This is a genomic window from Arthrobacter crystallopoietes, from assembly GCF_002849715.1.
Lineage (GTDB): Bacteria > Actinomycetota > Actinomycetes > Actinomycetales > Micrococcaceae > Crystallibacter > Crystallibacter crystallopoietes.
Map to the genome: position 1 here is coordinate 3,750,685 of NZ_CP018863.1, position 15,746 is coordinate 3,766,430.

At 63.3% G+C, this 15,746-nt stretch carries 15 protein-coding genes; 9 read left to right on the forward strand and 6 right to left on the reverse strand.

Features of this window, described 5'->3' with window-relative positions:
- Nucleotides 1-143 precede the first annotated feature (143 nt).
- Complete coding sequence (gene hisD / locus AC20117_RS17310; RefSeq protein ID WP_074702599.1) at nt 144-1,496, forward strand: histidinol dehydrogenase; 1,353 nt, start codon at nt 144-146, stop codon at nt 1,494-1,496.
- A 120-nt stretch (nt 1,497-1,616) separates the two neighbouring features.
- A complete protein-coding gene (gene nrdR / locus AC20117_RS17315; RefSeq protein WP_074702598.1) occupies nt 1,617-2,117 on the forward strand; it encodes a transcriptional regulator NrdR in 501 nt (166 codons plus the stop codon).
- Between the two features lie 94 nt (nt 2,118-2,211).
- On the opposite strand, the gene ppgK is transcribed toward nrdR, so the two are convergent.
- Nucleotides 2,212-3,024 carry a polyphosphate--glucose phosphotransferase gene (ppgK, locus tag AC20117_RS17320; RefSeq protein ID WP_074702597.1) on the reverse strand — a complete coding sequence of 271 codons (813 nt, stop codon included), beginning with the start codon at nt 3,022-3,024 and terminating at the stop codon, nt 2,212-2,214.
- A 53-nt stretch (nt 3,025-3,077) separates the two neighbouring features.
- Nucleotides 3,078-3,956, reverse strand: a complete 879-nt coding sequence (gene map / locus AC20117_RS17325) for a type I methionyl aminopeptidase (RefSeq protein ID WP_074702596.1) — start codon at nt 3,954-3,956, stop codon at nt 3,078-3,080.
- Nucleotides 3,957-4,036: 80 nt separating this feature from the next.
- Between map and AC20117_RS23385 the strand changes: the two genes are divergently transcribed.
- Nucleotides 4,037-4,201 (forward strand): SPOR domain-containing protein, encoded by a 165-nt coding sequence (locus AC20117_RS23385; RefSeq protein ID WP_139003748.1) that lies wholly within the window; start codon nt 4,037-4,039, stop codon nt 4,199-4,201.
- A 37-nt stretch (nt 4,202-4,238) separates the two neighbouring features.
- On the opposite strand, the gene panB is transcribed toward AC20117_RS23385, so the two are convergent.
- Nucleotides 4,239-5,117 (reverse strand): 3-methyl-2-oxobutanoate hydroxymethyltransferase, encoded by an 879-nt coding sequence (gene panB, locus AC20117_RS17330; protein WP_074702595.1) that lies wholly within the window; start codon nt 5,115-5,117, stop codon nt 4,239-4,241.
- A 147-nt stretch (nt 5,118-5,264) separates the two neighbouring features.
- Between panB and glnA (AC20117_RS17335) the strand changes: the two genes are divergently transcribed.
- The 5 genes from glnA (AC20117_RS17335) to AC20117_RS17355 all read left to right on the forward strand — a co-directional run bounded on the left by glnA (AC20117_RS17335) (nt 5,265) and on the right by AC20117_RS17355 (nt 12,453).
- Nucleotides 5,265-6,605, forward strand: a complete 1,341-nt coding sequence (gene glnA, locus AC20117_RS17335) for a type I glutamate--ammonia ligase (RefSeq protein ID WP_074702594.1) — start codon at nt 5,265-5,267, stop codon at nt 6,603-6,605.
- 9 nt (nt 6,606-6,614) lie between these two features.
- Complete coding sequence (locus AC20117_RS17340) at nt 6,615-9,632, forward strand: bifunctional [glutamine synthetase] adenylyltransferase/[glutamine synthetase]-adenylyl-L-tyrosine phosphorylase (RefSeq protein WP_074702593.1); 3,018 nt, start codon at nt 6,615-6,617, stop codon at nt 9,630-9,632.
- A 162-nt stretch (nt 9,633-9,794) separates the two neighbouring features.
- The gene (locus AC20117_RS17345; RefSeq protein ID WP_074702592.1) at nt 9,795-11,252 is read left to right on the forward strand and encodes an amino acid ABC transporter substrate-binding protein/permease; all 1,458 of its coding nucleotides are present in this window, start codon (nt 9,795-9,797) and stop codon (nt 11,250-11,252) included.
- Nucleotides 11,249-11,977 carry an amino acid ABC transporter ATP-binding protein gene (locus AC20117_RS17350; RefSeq protein WP_074702591.1) on the forward strand — a complete coding sequence of 243 codons (729 nt, stop codon included), beginning with the start codon at nt 11,249-11,251 and terminating at the stop codon, nt 11,975-11,977. Before AC20117_RS17345 ends, AC20117_RS17350 begins: the two co-directional genes overlap by 4 nt.
- 128 nt (nt 11,978-12,105) lie before the next feature.
- Nucleotides 12,106-12,453, forward strand: a complete 348-nt coding sequence (locus AC20117_RS17355; RefSeq protein WP_074702590.1) for a cupin domain-containing protein — start codon at nt 12,106-12,108, stop codon at nt 12,451-12,453.
- Here the strand turns inward: AC20117_RS17355 and AC20117_RS23575 are convergent, their stop codons facing one another.
- Together AC20117_RS23575 and glnA (AC20117_RS17360) are read right to left on the reverse strand one after the other, a co-directional pair.
- A complete protein-coding gene (locus tag AC20117_RS23575; RefSeq protein ID WP_170064962.1) occupies nt 12,454-12,615 on the reverse strand; it encodes a DUF7455 domain-containing protein in 162 nt (53 codons plus the stop codon).
- Between the two features lie 180 nt (nt 12,616-12,795).
- Nucleotides 12,796-14,220: a type I glutamate--ammonia ligase gene (gene glnA, locus AC20117_RS17360; protein WP_074702589.1), complete on the reverse strand. Its 1,425-nt coding sequence runs from the start codon at nt 14,218-14,220 to the stop codon at nt 12,796-12,798.
- Between the two features lie 243 nt (nt 14,221-14,463).
- Between glnA (AC20117_RS17360) and AC20117_RS17365 the strand changes: the two genes are divergently transcribed.
- Nucleotides 14,464-14,901, forward strand: coding sequence for an RDD family protein (locus AC20117_RS17365; RefSeq protein ID WP_074702588.1), 438 nt, complete (start codon nt 14,464-14,466; stop codon nt 14,899-14,901).
- 75 nt (nt 14,902-14,976) lie between these two features.
- Here AC20117_RS17365 and AC20117_RS17370 read toward each other — a convergent pair whose 3' ends face one another.
- Nucleotides 14,977-15,735: a DUF4191 domain-containing protein gene (locus AC20117_RS17370; protein WP_074702587.1), complete on the reverse strand. Its 759-nt coding sequence runs from the start codon at nt 15,733-15,735 to the stop codon at nt 14,977-14,979.
- Nucleotides 15,736-15,746: the final 11 nt, after the last annotated feature.

A 15,746-nucleotide genomic window follows, 5' to 3' on the forward strand; every position in this document is an offset into this window, starting at 1 on the left:
AGACAGCCTGACCCATTAACGTTCAGCGTATTCGGCATCGGGCGGCGTGGGGCATTGTGTTAAGTTGTGCTAAATTTCCTGCCTGCTCCTCAACCATGGCCCCTGGCAGGAAACGACTGGGCCGGGCTCAGTAGAATGGAAACGTGAATCCTGCTTCGAACCTTGAATCCTTTTCCCAGTTTCCCCTCTTGGACCTGCGCGGGCGCCATTTGAATACCGCAGAGCTGAAGGCCGCCATGCCCCGGGCAGAGACGACCTTTGACGTCGCCTCGCATGCGGTCGAGGAGATTATCAACAAGGTGCGAGGCGACGGGTTCGCGGCGCTGGCCGAACTGGCATCGCGGTTTGACGGCGTGCAACAGCAGCACCCCCTCGTGCCGCAGGAAGAACTGGTCCGCGCGCTGGAGGCACTTGATCCGGCGGTCCGTGCCGCTCTGGAAGAGTCCATCGCGAGGGCTCGCGTCTTTGCCGACGCGCAGAAGCCGGACGATGCCACGGTGGAGATCGCCCCAGGCGCCACGGTCACGCACAAGTGGGTACCGGTTTCGCGGGTGGGCCTGTACGTCCCGGGCGGGCTGGCGGTCTATCCTTCGTCGGTGGTGATGAACGTCGTTCCGGCGATGGCCGCCGGCGTTGGTTCGATCGCATTAGCCTCACCACCGCAGAAAGACTTCGGCGGCCTGCCGCATCCCACCATTCTGGCGGCGGCCCGTCTGCTGGGTATTGACGAGGTCTATGCCATCGGCGGTGCGCAGGCAGTGGCGGCGTTTGCCTATGGTGTTCCCGCCAATGACTTCGGCCCCGCGCTGGCCCCGGTCGATGTGGTCACCGGTCCCGGCAACGTCTTCGTTGCTACGGCCAAGCGCCTGGTCAAGAGCGTGGTGGGTATTGACGCGGAGGCGGGCACCACCGAAATTGCAATCCTTGCGGACGACAGTGCAGAGCCGGCTTTCGTCGCGGCGGACCTCATCAGCCAGGCGGAGCATGATCCCCATGCCGCGTCCGTTCTGGTGACGCCGTCGGAGAAACTGGCCGAGGCCGTCCGTCGGGAACTTGCTGCGCAAATTAGCAGCACGAAGCACGTGGAGAGGGTCCGCGAGGCCCTTTCCGGACCGCAATCCGGCGTAATTATGGTCGACGACGTCGAGCACGGCATTGCGGTTTGTGACGCTTATGCGGCCGAGCACCTCGAGATACACACCCAGAATGCCTCGGGGATCGCCGGACGTATCCGCAACGCCGGCGCCGTGTTCGTGGGCAATTATTCACCGGTGAGCCTGGGGGATTACTGCGCCGGCTCCAACCACGTCCTGCCGACCAGCGGGACAGCCACATTCGCATCCGGCCTCAACGTCACCACGTTCCTGAAAGCTGTCCAGATTGTCGACTACAACCAGCGTGCACTGCGCGAAGTAAGCGGGCACATTGTTTCGCTGGCCACAGCAGAAGACCTGCCGGCGCATGGCGATGCCGTCACTGTAAGATTCCCGTCGTAACACTCGCCGCCGCCGCCGCAACATGGCTCAGACACAAGATGTAGTAATCACACGCTTGTAATTCGCAAGATGTAGTTTTATGATTGATCAGTTGTTGTCTGGACCACGAAAGGATTCGGTATGTACTGTCCGTTCTGCCGTAATCCTGATTCCAGGGTCGTGGATAGCCGTCTGACCGATGATGGCTCGGCGATCCGCAGGCGCCGGCTGTGTCCTGAATGCGGCCGGCGATTCACCACCCTCGAAACCACCAGCCTCAGCGTTATTAAGCGTTCCGGCGTGGCGGAGCCGTTCTCCCGGGCCAAGGTCATCAACGGCGTCCGGAAGGCCTGCCAGGGCCGCCCCGTGACCGAAGACGACCTGGCCATGCTAGCCCAGGAGGTGGAGGAATCGATCCGGTCCAGCGGGGCAGCGGAAATTGACGCCCACGAAGTCGGTCTCGCAATTCTTCGGCCGCTGAAGAACCTGGATGTGGTGGCCTACCTGCGGTTCGCCAGTGTCTATCAGGCGTTCGACTCCCTGGAGGATTTCGAAGCCGCGATAGACCGGCTGCGGCTTGAATCCGAGGCCACCAAGAATCAGGGCCCCTCGGGAACCCAGCGGCCGTTGACGGCACAGTAACAACGCCACAGTTTCCGGTGGCGGCCACGGAGGGGAAGCCGCGGCTGCCACCGGCACCACATAAGGAAGGGTCCGCTGCTGCGGGCCCTTTTCCTTACTTGAAGTACTTGAAACTGAGCGCTGCTTGCAAAGCCCCGCCCACAATGCCGGCGTTGTTCTTCAACTCGGCGGGAATGATCTCGGTATTGAGATCGAGCTTGGGCAGGAAGTCCTGGCTGCGCTTGGAAATGCCGCCGCCGACAATGAACAGTTCGGGCGAGAACAGGAACTCGACATGGGAGAAATAGCGTTGCAGGCGCACCGCATAGGCATCCCAGTCCAGTCCATCGCGTTCGCGCGCGGTAGCTGAGGCCTTGGACTCGGCATCGAAACCGTCGATCTCCAGGTGCCCGAGTTCCGCATTCGGTATGAGTTTGCCATCGTGGATGAAGGCCGAACCGATGCCGGTCCCCAGGGTAATGACCAGTACTGTCCCCGCGACTCCTTCACCCGCTCCGTAACGTGCTTCGGCCAGACCCGCGGCGTCCGCGTCGTTAATGACCTGGACTTCCCGCCCCAGCTTTCGGGTCAGCAGCGCGTCGACGTCCGTGTCTACCCAGCTGGGGTCCACGTTCGCGGCGGATTTGGCAACCCCGTGGCGGATGATAGCCGGGAACGTGACGCCTACCGGGCTGTCGGCCGCCGGGGCTTCCGGGCGGGAGGCGAGTTCTTCCACGATCTTGGCCACGACATCGGCAACTGCCTCAGGGGTGGAAGGACGGGGAGTGTCAATGCGGAAACGTTCGCCCAGCAGTTTGCCCTTTTTCAGGTCGACAATGCCGCCCTTGATGCCGGTTCCGCCGATGTCAATGCCGATGACGGACCGGGCAGCCTTTTTGGCGGCCTTCTCGTCGGCGCTGCTGGGCATGGGATCTCCGCACTGTCGTTCGAATTACGTCTGGCCAACAGCCTACTGTCGTCTCAGGGCAAAGTCAGGACTTCCGCACCGGAGTCGGTCACCACGAGGGTGTGTTCGAACTGCGCGGTCCGCTTGCGGTCCTTGGTCACGACGGTCCAATCGTCCTTCCACATGTCCCACTCGATGGTGCCCAGTGTCAGCATGGGCTCGATGGTGAAGACCATGCCGGGCTCCATGACGGTGCTGTAGGCGGGAGCGGCGTCATAGTGCGGGATGATCAGGCCGGAGTGGAAGGCTTCGCCGACGCCATGGCCGGTGAAATCCCGGACCACGCCGTAACCAAAACGCTTGGCATAGGACTGGATGGTCCTGCCGATGACGTTGATCTGCCGGCCGGGGGCGACCGCTTTGATGGCGCGGTTCAGTGATTCCTGGGTGCGTTCGACCAGGAGCCGGGACTCCTCGTCAACGTCCCCGACGAGGAAGGTGTAGTTGGTATCCCCGTGGACACCGTTGATGTAAGCAGTGATGTCGATATTGACGATGTCCCCGTGCTGCAGCACCGTGGTGTCCGGTATGCCGTGGCAGATAACTTCATTGACGGAAGAACACAGCGACTTCGGGAACCCGCGGTAGCCGAGGCATGACGGGTAGGCCTTGTGGTCAAGCAGGAATTCGTGCCCCACCTTGTCCAGCTCGTCCGTGGTGACGCCGGGGCGAATATGTTTGCCCACTTCGACAATGGCCTGGGCAGCAATCTTGCTCGCCACCCGGATCCGCTCGATTGTCTCGGCGTCCTTGATTTCCGAGCCCGTGAACTTGGCCGGCGCCGGCTTCCAGACGTACTCCGGCCTGGGAATCGACGTCGGGACGGGCCGGACTGGACTGACGGTTCCCTGGACAAGGGTGCCCAGGGGTGCTGTTGCTACGTTGTGGGGCATACCATCGATCTTATAACCCGGTCCGCTATCGGGTGCTAATCCGAACGGGCCGAGCAACCGCAACGCAAGGGAGTAGCCAAATGCCGGAATTCTGGTACAACGTCGTCACCCACGAAGTCGAAGTGGGGGCACAGTCCGACTGGACGCAGCTCATCGGCCCTTATGAGACCCGGGAGGAAGCGGAAAAGGCGCTCGAAAAAGTGCAGCAGCGCAACGAGGCCTGGGACGCGGACGACGACGAATAGCGCCTTCCAGCGTACGGGGACCGCTGGTCCGGGGCAGCTAGAAGGAGTGCTCCTGGCCGGGAAAGGAACCGCTGCGCACGTCGTCGGCATAGGCCTTGGCCGCATCCGAAAGCGTCGCTCGTATGTCGGCGTACTGCTTGACGAATTTCGCGAGTTTGCCGCCGCGCAGCCCGGCCATGTCCTGCCACACCAGCACCTGGCCCGTCGTGGAAGCACCGGCGCCGATGCCGATGGTGGGGACGCGCAGTGCCTTGTCTACTTCCGCGGCTGCCTGGGCCGGCACCATCTCCATCAGGACGGCAAACGCGCCGGCAGCTTCGAGGGCCACCGCGTCGTCTACCACCCGCTGTGCGTCCTCGCCCCGGCCCTGCACCCGGTAGCCGCCCAGCGAATGTTCGCTTTGCGGGGTGAAACCGATGTGCGCCATGACGGGGATGCCCGCCTGAACCATGGCACGGACATAGTCTGCGTAGAAGGCGCCGCCTTCCATCTTGACGGCGTGGGCGCCGGCCTCCTTCATGAATCGCACAGAGGTCTCGATCGCCTGGGCAGGCGAGACCTCGTAGCTGCCGAACGGGAGGTCCACCACCACGAGCGCACGTTTGGCCGAACGGCTCACTGCGCGGCAGAGCGGAATCAGCTCATCGACAGTCACTGGCAGGGACGTCTCGTTGCCGTACACGTTGTTGGAGGCGGAGTCGCCGACCAGCAGGACTTCGATACCTGCTTCATCGAAGATTTCGGCGGTGTACTGCTCGTACGCGGTGAGCATGGCAAAGCGCTGGCCGTTGTCCTTGGCCTGCTGCAGGTGATGGGTGCGGACACGGGACACCGGTTTGGAGCCGGACTGCCGATGAGCGCCGGCACCGGCTCCGTACGGGGCAGGCTGTTCGGCACCAGAAGTGTGTGAGGTCATGGGTAGAGCCTAATGCCGCGGCCTTTGTTCACTCCAGCCGCACCCGTCACTGTTGCACGGTGCAGGAGCCCGGGCGCATTAGGCTAAGTACAGTAGTAAGCAGGCAAGCCGGAGGCTTTGCCGTGGCCAGGGCGCGGAAGGATATTCATGGACCGTCAGCAGGAATTTGTCCTGAGAACCATTGAAGAGCGGGACGTGCGTTTCGTCCGTCTCTGGTTCACCGACGTCGTCGGTTCGCTTAAATCCGTGGCGCTGGCTCCCGCGGAGGTCGAGGGCGCCTTCGAGGAGGGACTTGGCTTTGACGGCTCGTCCATCGAGGGGCTGGCCCGGGTCTTCGAGTCCGACATGCTGGTCCAGCCGGATCCCTCGACCTTCCAGATCCTGCCTTGGCGCGGCGAGGAGGAGCAGACATCGCGGATGTTCTGCGATGTTCTCACTCCCGACGGCGAACCATCCGTCGCGGACCCGCGCAACGTGCTCAAGCGGACCCTGCGCAAGGCCGGCGACATGGGCTTCACCTGCTATACCCATCCGGAAATCGAGTTCTACCTGCTCAAATCGCAGGAACTTGGCCCCGACGGTGTTCCGGTTCCGGTGGACCGTGCCGGATATTTCGATCATGTGCCCGGCGGTGTGGCCCAGGATTTCCGCCGCACCGCGGTGACCATGCTGGAGAACGTCGGTATCTCCGTGGAGTTCAGCCATCACGAAGACGGTCCCGGGCAGAACGAGATCGATCTTCGGTACGCGGATGCCCTGCAGACTGCCGACAACATCATGACGTTCCGGACCGTGGTCAAGGAAGTAGCCCTGATGGAGGGCATCTACGCAACGTTCATGCCCAAACCCTTCTCCGACCATCCCGGTTCCGGGATGCACACGCACTTTTCCCTCTTCGAAGGCGATTCCAACGCCTTTTTTGAGGCCGGCGCCGAGTACCAGCTCTCCAAGACCGGCCGCCAGTTCATGGCGGGCATCCTGAAGCATGCGCCCGAATTCACCGCGGTGACGAACCAGTTCGTGAATTCGTACAAGCGGCTGTGGGGCGGCGGCGAAGCTCCCAGCTACATCTCCTGGGGGCATAACAACCGCTCCGCACTGGTCCGCATCCCGTTGTACAAGCCGAATAAGGGCCAGTCCGCCCGGATGGAATACCGCGGAATCGATTCGGCGGCGAACCCCTACCTTGCCTACGCCGTGCTGTTAGGCGCAGGTTTGAAGGGCATTGAGGAAGGCTACGAGCTGCCGCCCGCAGCGGAGGAAGACATCTGGAGTCTCAGTTCCGCCGAGCGCCGGGCCCTGGGCCACGACCCGCTTCCCTCGAGCCTGCACGACGCCATCCGCGCGATGGAAGAGTCGGAGCTGGTAGCCGAAATCCTCGGCGAACAAGTCTACGAGATCTTCCTGCGCAACAAGCGTGCCGAATGGCATGACTACCGCATCCAGGTGACGCCGCACGAACTCAAGCGGAACATCGACATCCTCTAAGGTGAGGCCATGAGTCTGAACCGGCGGCTGATCTCCAAGGGCTTCAACGATCTGGAGAAAAGCACACGCTTTCTCGAATCGTCCGAACTCGAAGGGGTGGACCAGCAACGGCTCTTTGCCGGGTTTGCTTACGCCGCCGATCCGGACCTGGCCCTCGTATCCCTGGTCCGGCTACTGGAGCGGCATCCTCAGCTGGCCGGACTGGTCAATGCCGGAGAAGATGAGAGCGAGGCCCTGTTCCGGCTGCTAGGTTCCTCGGAGGCCCTGGCCGAATTTCTGCTGCGCCGGCCGGAGCATCTGGACGTCCTTTCGGCCAAGGTCAGCGCGGAGCCTGGAGCTGTGCCGGCAGAAAAGCTGCGTGCATCACTGCTGAAGTCCGTTGGAGCCGATCCTGCCGCCGAACAGCCGCTGGCCGCCCTGAGCGGCAAAGAGGCCTACAGTCTGCTGCGGTCCACTTACCGGCGGCACCTGGCCGAACTGGCCATCCGGGATCTCGGTGCGGCCTCGCCGGTGGACTATATGCCTTCCGTCGGACGTGAATTGGCGGATCTCGCGGCCGCGGCAATTGAAGCCGGCCTGGCTGTCTCCCGAGCCGAACTGGCCGCACGGTTCGATCCGGAAGAGATTGCGGGCGTACGCCTGGCCGTGATCGGCATGGGCAAATGCGGCGCCCGCGAACTCAACTACATTTCCGACGTCGACGTGGTTTATGTGATCGAGGCCGAGGGCATGGACGAGGCGCATGCTTCCACCATCGGCACGGCCTTGGCTACCGGGATGAGCAGGGCCGTCTTTTCCGCCGGACCGGAGCCGGGCCTGTGGGAGGTGGATGCCAACCTCCGTCCTGAAGGGAAGGAAGGCCGGCTGGTCCGGACGCTCGAGTCCCATCTGACCTATTACAAGCGGTGGGCGCAGAGCTGGGAGTTCCAAGCGCTGCTGAAAGCGCGTGCCATCGCCGGTGACACCGATCTGGGCCGCCGGTACGAGGAAGCCGTTGCACCGTTGATCTGGAACTCGTCCGAACGGGACGGCTTCGTCGAGTCCGTGCAGGCCATGCGCGGACGGGTGACAGAGAACATTCCGGTGCATGAGCGCGGCCGGCAGCTGAAACTCGGCCGCGGCGGGCTGCGTGATGTGGAATTCACTGTCCAGTTGCTCCAGCTCGTTCATGCCCGGGTGGACGAAACGCTCCGGGTCCGGGACACCACCACGGCGATCGCGGCCTTGAGCGCGGCCGGGTACATTGGCCGCTCGGATGCCCGGGAGTTCGACGAGGCCTACCGCTATTTGCGGGTGCTGGAACACCGCATCCAGCTGGTCCAGCTGCGCCGGACGCATTTGATGCCCCAGGACGACAATGCCTTGCGGGCGCTGGCCAAATCCTCGCTCGGCTCGCTCGAAACGCAGCGTCCCGGCCCCGAAGCCCTGCTGCAGAAGTGGCAGCGGACCAAGCGCCGGGTACGGGAACTTCATGAACGGATCTTCTACCGTCCGCTGCTGGTCTCCGCCGCCAACCTGAGCGCGGACGAAGTGCGGCTGACGCCCGAAGCTGCCCAGGCGCGGCTCGCGGCACTGGGCTATGTCGATCCACGCGGAGCGATGCGCCATATCGAGGCCTTGACCAGCGGAATCAGCCGGCGGGCGCAGCTACAGCGCCAGTTGCTCCCCGTCCTGCTGGAATGGATCGCCGATGGCGTGGACCCGGATGCCGGCTTGCTCGGATTCCGGCGGCTGAGCGAGGCGCTGGGGGAGTCGCACTGGTATCTGGGCATGCTCCGTGACTCCAGCTCGGCGGCTGAGCGGCTCTGCCACATTCTGTCCAGCAGCCGGTTCATCACGGACCTGCTGGAAGTCTCGCCGGAGTCTGCGGCCTGGCTGGGTTCGGACAAGGATCTGGTTCCGTGGTCGTTCGACGCGCAGTGGTACGAGATCAGGCACAAACTGGCCCGACACCAGGACCCCAAGGCAGCCATGCGCCTGATTCGTTTGATCCGCCGTCGCGAAACGCTGCGCACAGCCATCGCCGACAGCTCAGGGTTGCTCGACCAGCGGCAGGTCGGCATTGCGCTCTCCGACACGGACCGGGCGGCCATTCTTGGCGCACTGCATGTTGCCGAGGCAACTGTCTTCGCCGAGGGGGAGCAGCTGACCAACCTCCTCGTCGTCGCCATGGGGCGCCAAGGCGGCAGGGAGATTGGCTACGGCTCGGACGCCGATGTCATGTACGTGCACAAGCCGCTGCCCGGCGCTGACAACGACGCCGCCCAGCAGCAGGCCATGCGGATCGTTTCGCAGATTTCCGCACTGCTCCAGCAGCCGAGCAGCCCGCCCGTGCTGGCCGAACGCACCCTCGAAATTGATGTGTCGCTGCGTCCGGAGGGGAAGAACGGACCGATCGTGCGTTCGCTCGATTCATACCGGGAGTACTACCAGCGGTGGTCACTGATCTGGGAGGCACAGGCCCTGCTGCGGGCCCGGCCCATCGCCGGCGACGACGACCTCGCGGCCGAGTTCACAGCGCTGATCGACCCTATCCGTTACCCGGCCGACGTCGGACCGGAGGACGTGCGCGAAATCCGCAGGATCAAAGCCAGAGTGGAATCCGAGCGCCTGCCCCGCGGCGCCGATCCGTCCCGGCACCTCAAGCTGGGCCGTGGCGCCCTGAGCGATGCGGAGTGGCTGGTGCAATTGCTGCAGCTGGAACACGCGCACCGGGTACCCGCGCTACGGACAACCGGCACCTTGGAGGCCCTGGAAGCGATCGGCGAGGCAGACCTGCTCCCGGATGCCGATGTGCTCACGCTGCGCCAGAGCTGGTCGCTGGCGAGCCGGATCCGTTCGGCAAACGTGATCTGGAGCGGAAAAAACACGGATCTGCTGCCCTCTTCGCGCCGGGATCTGGAAGCCGTTGCCCGCTGGTGCGGCTACAGCCCGGGACACGCCGGAGCGATTGAGGAAGACTATCTGCGCATTACCCGGCGCACCCGCGGCATCTTCGAACGCTACTTCTACGGCTACGGAACATAGGAAAAACCGGCGGTCCGGCCTGGATGAGGGCGCAGTATCCCGCTGTGGGCCGGTCGATGCGGTGCGTGGAATGGTGCGGGCGGTGACGGCTCTGTAGCCTCTTGGAGGACCTTTTGCGCCGGGAACCGGTGCGTCCTTCACAGAATCTAGGAGTTGTTCAGATTGCAATCCCTCCAACGTGCCGGTCGGCGCCTGCTGGCCCTGACCGGGCTATTGGCGGTGCTGTCGCTGGTCTTCGGGTCAGCGGCCTCGGCGGCTGACCAGACCGCGGATAGCGCCAGCGGTAAGAGCTACGTCATCGGCACGGACACTACCTTCGCACCCTTCGAGTTCCGGCAGGGCGGCGAACTGGTGGGCATCGACATGGACCTGCTGCGTACCATTGCCGAAAACCAGGGCTTCGAGGTGGAGATCCGCTCGCTCGGCTTCGACGCCGCCCTGCAGGCGCTGCAGTCCAACCAGGTGGACGGCGTCATCGCGGGCATGTCCATCACGGACGAACGCCGGCAGGTCTTCGACTTCTCCGACCCGTACTTCGACTCCGGTGTGCAGATGGCGGTGGCGGAGACCAACAACGAGATCACTTCCTACGAGGACCTTGAGGGCGAGACGGTGGCGGTCAAGCGCGGCAGCGAGGGAGAAGCCTTTGCCGACTCGATCGCCGACGAGTATGGCTTCACGGTCAAGCCGCTGGACCAGTCCGCCACAATGTACGACGACGTCAAAGCCGGCAACTCGGTCGCCGTCTTCGACGACTACCCCGTGCTGGCGTACGGAATCGCGCAAAACAACGGGCTGAAGGCGGTCACGGAGAAGGAACGGGGCAGCTCCTACGGCTTCGCCGTGAACAAGGACCAGAACCCAGAGCTGATAGCGGCGTTCAACGCGGGCTTGGCCGAGCTAAAAGCCAGCGGCGAGTACCAGCAAATCCTGGACAAGTACCTCGCGTCCCCGGAAACGGCTGGGCAAACGAGCTTCTGGCAGTTGCTGACCGACAGCCTCCCCGCCCTGATGAAGGGCCTGGGCCTGACCCTGTTTGCCACGGCTATCTCCATTGTGATCGCCCTTATCCTGGGCGTCGCGTTCGGGTTCCTGAAAGTCTCCCGCCGGATTATGCTGCGTGGCATTGCCACCACTTATGTCGGCATCTTCCGCGGAACCCCGCTGCTGGTGCAAGCGTTCTTCTTCTACTTCGGCCTGCCCCAGCTGACCGGTATGCCCATCGACGTGCTCACCGCCGGCGTGCTTACCCTGAGCCTGAACGCCGGCGCCTACATGACCGAGATTGTCCGCGGCGGCATTCAGTCCGTGGACCCGGGCCAGATGGAGGCCAGCCGCAGCCTCGGCCTGGGCTACATCAAATCCATGCACAAGGTAGTAATCCCCCAAGCCGTCAAGATCATGACACCCAGCTTCATCAACCAGTTCGTCATCACGCTCAAGGACAGCTCGTTGCTTGCCGTCATCGGTTTCGCCGAACTGACCTATCAGGGCCAGCAGATCTACGCCGGAAACTTCCGCACCGGCGAGACCTTGCTGATTGTTGCTGCGCTGTATTTCGTGGTGATCACTCTCCTGATCAAGCTCTCCAACATCCTGGATAAGAGGTTCAACAAGTGAGCAAGATTAACGTCGCCGGACTGACAAAGAGCTTCGGCAGCAACGAAGTACTCAAAGGCCTGGATGTCGAGGTGGCCGAAGGTGAGGTGGTGTGCGTCATCGGGCCGTCCGGGTCCGGCAAGTCCACCTTCCTGCGCTGCCTGAACAAGCTGGAGGACATCACCGGCGGCAAGGTGGTGGTGGACGGGTTCGACCTCACCGATCCCAAGGTCAATCTGGACGAGGTCCGCCAGCACCTCGGCATGGTCTTCCAGCACTTCAACCTGTTCCCGCACATGACCGTGCTGGAGAACATCATGCTCGCGCCGGTGGAGCTGAAGCAGCTCAGCCGGCCGCAGGCCCGGAACAAGGCCCTGGAACTGCTTGAGCGCGTGGGCCTGTCCAACAAGGCCGACGCCAGGCCGGCGCAGCTCTCCGGCGGACAGAAACAGCGTGTAGCCATCGCCCGCTCGCTGGCGATGAACCCGGACATTATGCTCTTCGACGAGGCGACCAGCGCTTTGGACCCGGAGATGGTGGGCGAGGTGCTGCAGGTCATTAAGGACCTCGCTGCGGAAGGCATGACGATGGTGGTGGTTACGCACGAGATGGGCTTCGCCCGCGAAGTCGCCGACCGCGTCATCTTTATGGCCGAAGGCCTCATTGTCGAGGAAGGCAAGCCGGAGGACCTCTTCGGCGCTCCGCAGCAGACCCGCACCCAGGAGTTCCTGGCCAAGGTGCTCTGAAACGTCGGCGACGGTGCCCGCTCAAGGTGGGCGCCGTCGTCGTACGCGTCCTTCGACACAACGGTGGCCGCCCGCGCCCCGCTGCGGCTAGGCTGAGGCCAGGACCACTGCTAAAGGAGCGCAGCGACATGACTGATATCGATGTGATTGCCCGCGAGCATCTGAGTGCGGCGGGCAGCGCAACGCATGGCCGCAGTGCCGCGATGGTGGCCCAGGACGGTCCGCTGCGCCAAACGGTGCTTGCCCTGCGGGCAGGATCGGTCCTGGGCGAGCACAATGCTCCGCTGGCCGCGAGCATCTATGTCCTGGAGGGCTCGGTCACCGTAGTCTCGGCCAGCGGCCGGCTCGTCGTTAATGAGAACCAGCTCGAAATCATCCCGCAGGAACGCCACTCGGTCGAAGCCAACGAGGACTCGGTCTTCCTGCTTACCGCTGTCACCGAAACCCATCTGGACTCCGGTTCCAGCAAAGCGTAACTACTGCGCTTCAAGCAGGTGCCGTTCGTCTTGGACGCTGATGGCGTAGGCAAAAAGCGCTTCTTGGTGTTCCCGGTAGTGGTGGGCGCACCAGGAGAGCATGCCGCCGGTATCGAGCATGACCTGGACGTAGGCGGGGACTCCGCATCGATCACACAACATTTCGCCCTCCTCGGTGTGATGCAACTGGCTTGTATCACCAGTGTGCCCCTCCGTGCTTGGGGTGGGCTTGGGATGATGTCCGACGGACAAAGAAGAGTCCGCACTTGCCGCCGTCACCGAAGTGTTGGCCGCTCGTGCGGACTCTCTGCAAACTAACCGCGCTTCTGACGCGGGATCTGGCTAGCAGCCGTAGTAGAGCTCGAACTCGTAAGGGTTCGGGCGCAAGGCCAGCGGCGCAATTTCGTACTCGCGCTTGTAGGCGATCCAGGTGTCGATCAGGTCCTGGGTGAACACGCCACCGGCCTGCAGGAACTCGTTGTCAGCTTCGAGGGCTGCCAGAGCTTCCTCCAAGGAACCTGGAGCCTTCTGGATGTCCTTGGCTTCTTCGGCAGGCAGCTCGTAGAGGTCCTTGTCGATCGGATCGGCCGGCTCAATCCGGTTCCGGATGCCGTCCAGGCCTGCCATCAGCTGGGCGGCGAAGGCCAGGTAAGGGTTGGAGCTGGGGTCCGGTGCGCGGAATTCGAGGCGCTTGGCCTTCGGGTTGGACCCGGTGATCGGGATGCGGATACCGGCGGAGCGGTTGCCCTGGGAGTAGACCATGTTGACCGGAGCTTCGAAGCCCTTGACCAGGCGGCGGTAGGAGTTCACCGTCGGGTTGGTGAAGGCCAGCACGGCCGAAGCGTGCTTGAGCAGGCCGCCGATGTACCAGCGGGCGGTGTCGGACAGGCCGGCGTAGCCCTTCTCGTCGTAGAAGAGCGGCTCGGAACCGTTCCAGAGCGACTGGTGGCAGTGCATGCCCGAGCCGTTGTCGCCGAACACGGGCTTCGGCATGAAGGTGGCGGATTTGCCCCAGGCATCTGCGACGTTCTTGACGATGTACTTGAACTTCAGCAGATCATCGGCGGCGTGGGTCAGCGTGGTGAACTTGTAGTTGATTTCCGCCTGGCCGGCAGCGCCGACCTCGTGGTGGGAGCGCTCAACTTCAATGCCTACCTCCTCCAGCTCGACACAAATGGCGTCGCGCAGGTCGGCCTGCTTGTCGGTAGGAGAAACAGGGAAGTAGCCGCCCTTGACCGGGGTCTTGTAGCCCTGGTTGCCGCCCTCTTCCTTGCGGCCGCTGTTCCAGTAGGCCTCGACGGAATCCACCTTGTAGAAGGAGTGCTCCGGGCTGGACTGGTAGCGCACGTCGTCGAAAATGAAGAATTCGGCTTCGGAGGCAAAGTAAGCCGTGTCCGCGATGCCGGTGGACGCCAGGTAGGCCTCGGCGCGCTCGGCAACGCCGCGAGGGTCGCGGTGGTACGGGTCGCCGGTGCGCGGGTTCACGATCGAGAAGTTCAGCGCGAGGGTCTTCTCCACGCGGAAGGGATCGATGAATGCGGTGGTGACGTCCGGGATGAGCTGCATGTCGGACTCGGCGATGCCCTGAAAACCACGGATGGAGGAACCGTCGAACAGCTGGCCGTTGACAAAGAAATCCGCGTCAACGGTCTTGGCCGGCACGTTGAAGTGCTGCTGGACGCCTGGCAGGTCTGTGAATCGGATGTCGACGAACTTTACTTCTTCGTCGGCGATGTACTTGAGGACCTCGTCCGCATTCTTGAACATCGGGTCATGCTCCTTACGCATTCATGGGGGTACCTGCCGGCTGCAACACAGGCGCCAGCAACAGTTACTAATGTAGAAGCAGGGAATTTCCCTTTGGTGTCGCGATTGTTTCCGGCAGGTTACTTAATCGATGTGCACCTAAGCCTAGCGCGGTGTTACCGTCAGCACCCAGACGGCGTTACGCAGGTCACTTCCGGCGGCCGTCACGACCGCCTCCTGCACAGAGGTCGGTAGGCTAGAGGAGTGGTAAGCAGAAAAGACCTTGGTTCCTGGCTCGAAGGACCGCCTCCCTCCAAAGAGCAGCAGTGGCCCGGCCAGCGGTTGGGGCTGCCCCAGCGCGGCCCGGGCTCGATCGCCCGCCTCGGCCGCCGCGTCATAGCCCTGATGATCGACTGGATCCTGTGCTATCTCATCGCCGCATGGCTGTTCGAAGGCAACGAGCTGAGCATTCTGCTGATCTTCGCCATTGAGCAGCTACTCCTGGTCAGCACCCTCGGCTACAGCATCGGGCACCGCGCAGTTGGCATCCAGGTACGGAAGCTGGACGGTTCCGCGGCCGGACCGCTCCCGGCCGTTGTCCGCACCGTGCTGCTCTGCCTGGTTGTTCCCGCCGTAGTCTTCGACGCCGATCAGCGCGGCCTGCACGACCGCGCGATGGGCACCGTGCTGGTCCGCATGTAGTTCACAACCTTACTAACGACGGCGGCGCCTCACCTTGGAAGGTGAGGCGCCGCCGTCGTTAGTGGCTTGGTATGGTCAGCGGCCGCGCATTGCCTTGCGGTCCGGGCGGGCCTTGAACGGATCGACGCCCTTGGGGATGGGAAGCTTGTTGCTGCCGAGGGCCTGCAGGCGCTTATCCACCGCATGCACCTCCTGCTTGGTCAGTTCCTTCTTGAGCTTCTGGACCTTCTTGGCCACCTTGCTCAGTTCAACCTGGCCCTCGCCGCGGCCGGTCTCGATGACGTGGACCTTCACGTTGGGCAGGATGCGGTTCAGCTTCCGGCGCTCGGAGTCCACCAAGGTCTTGACCCGGTTCGAGGGTCCTTCGGTGACGAGGATGACGCCCGGGCGGCCGATCGCACGGAAGACTGCATCCTGGGTCCGCGGGTTGACTGCCACCGGCTGTTCCTGCAGGATCCAGCCGCGGCGCAGCACGCTCAGGGCCGCTCCGGAAGCACCGGGCTGGCCCTCGATCTGGGCGAAGGCGGCGCGTTCGGCACGGCGGGAGAGGATGAAGGTTGCCGCCAGCAGGCCCAGCGGGATGGAGATGATCAACAGGGTGACCCAGTTGTTGATCAGGAACCCGATGAGCAGGCCAACGGCCACGATGCCCAGGAAGGCCAGCAGCATGAGCCAGACTACGTTGGGATCGTTGCGCCGGGTCATCTGGAAGACCTGGCCGATCTGCTTCAGGCGCCCGGGGCCTTTTTTCGCCTTGGCAGGCTTCTCGGCTTTGGGCTTGCGTGAGAAGAGACCACGCTTGGTATTTGCGTCGGAATCGGTGCTATTGGCCATAATGACTCAAT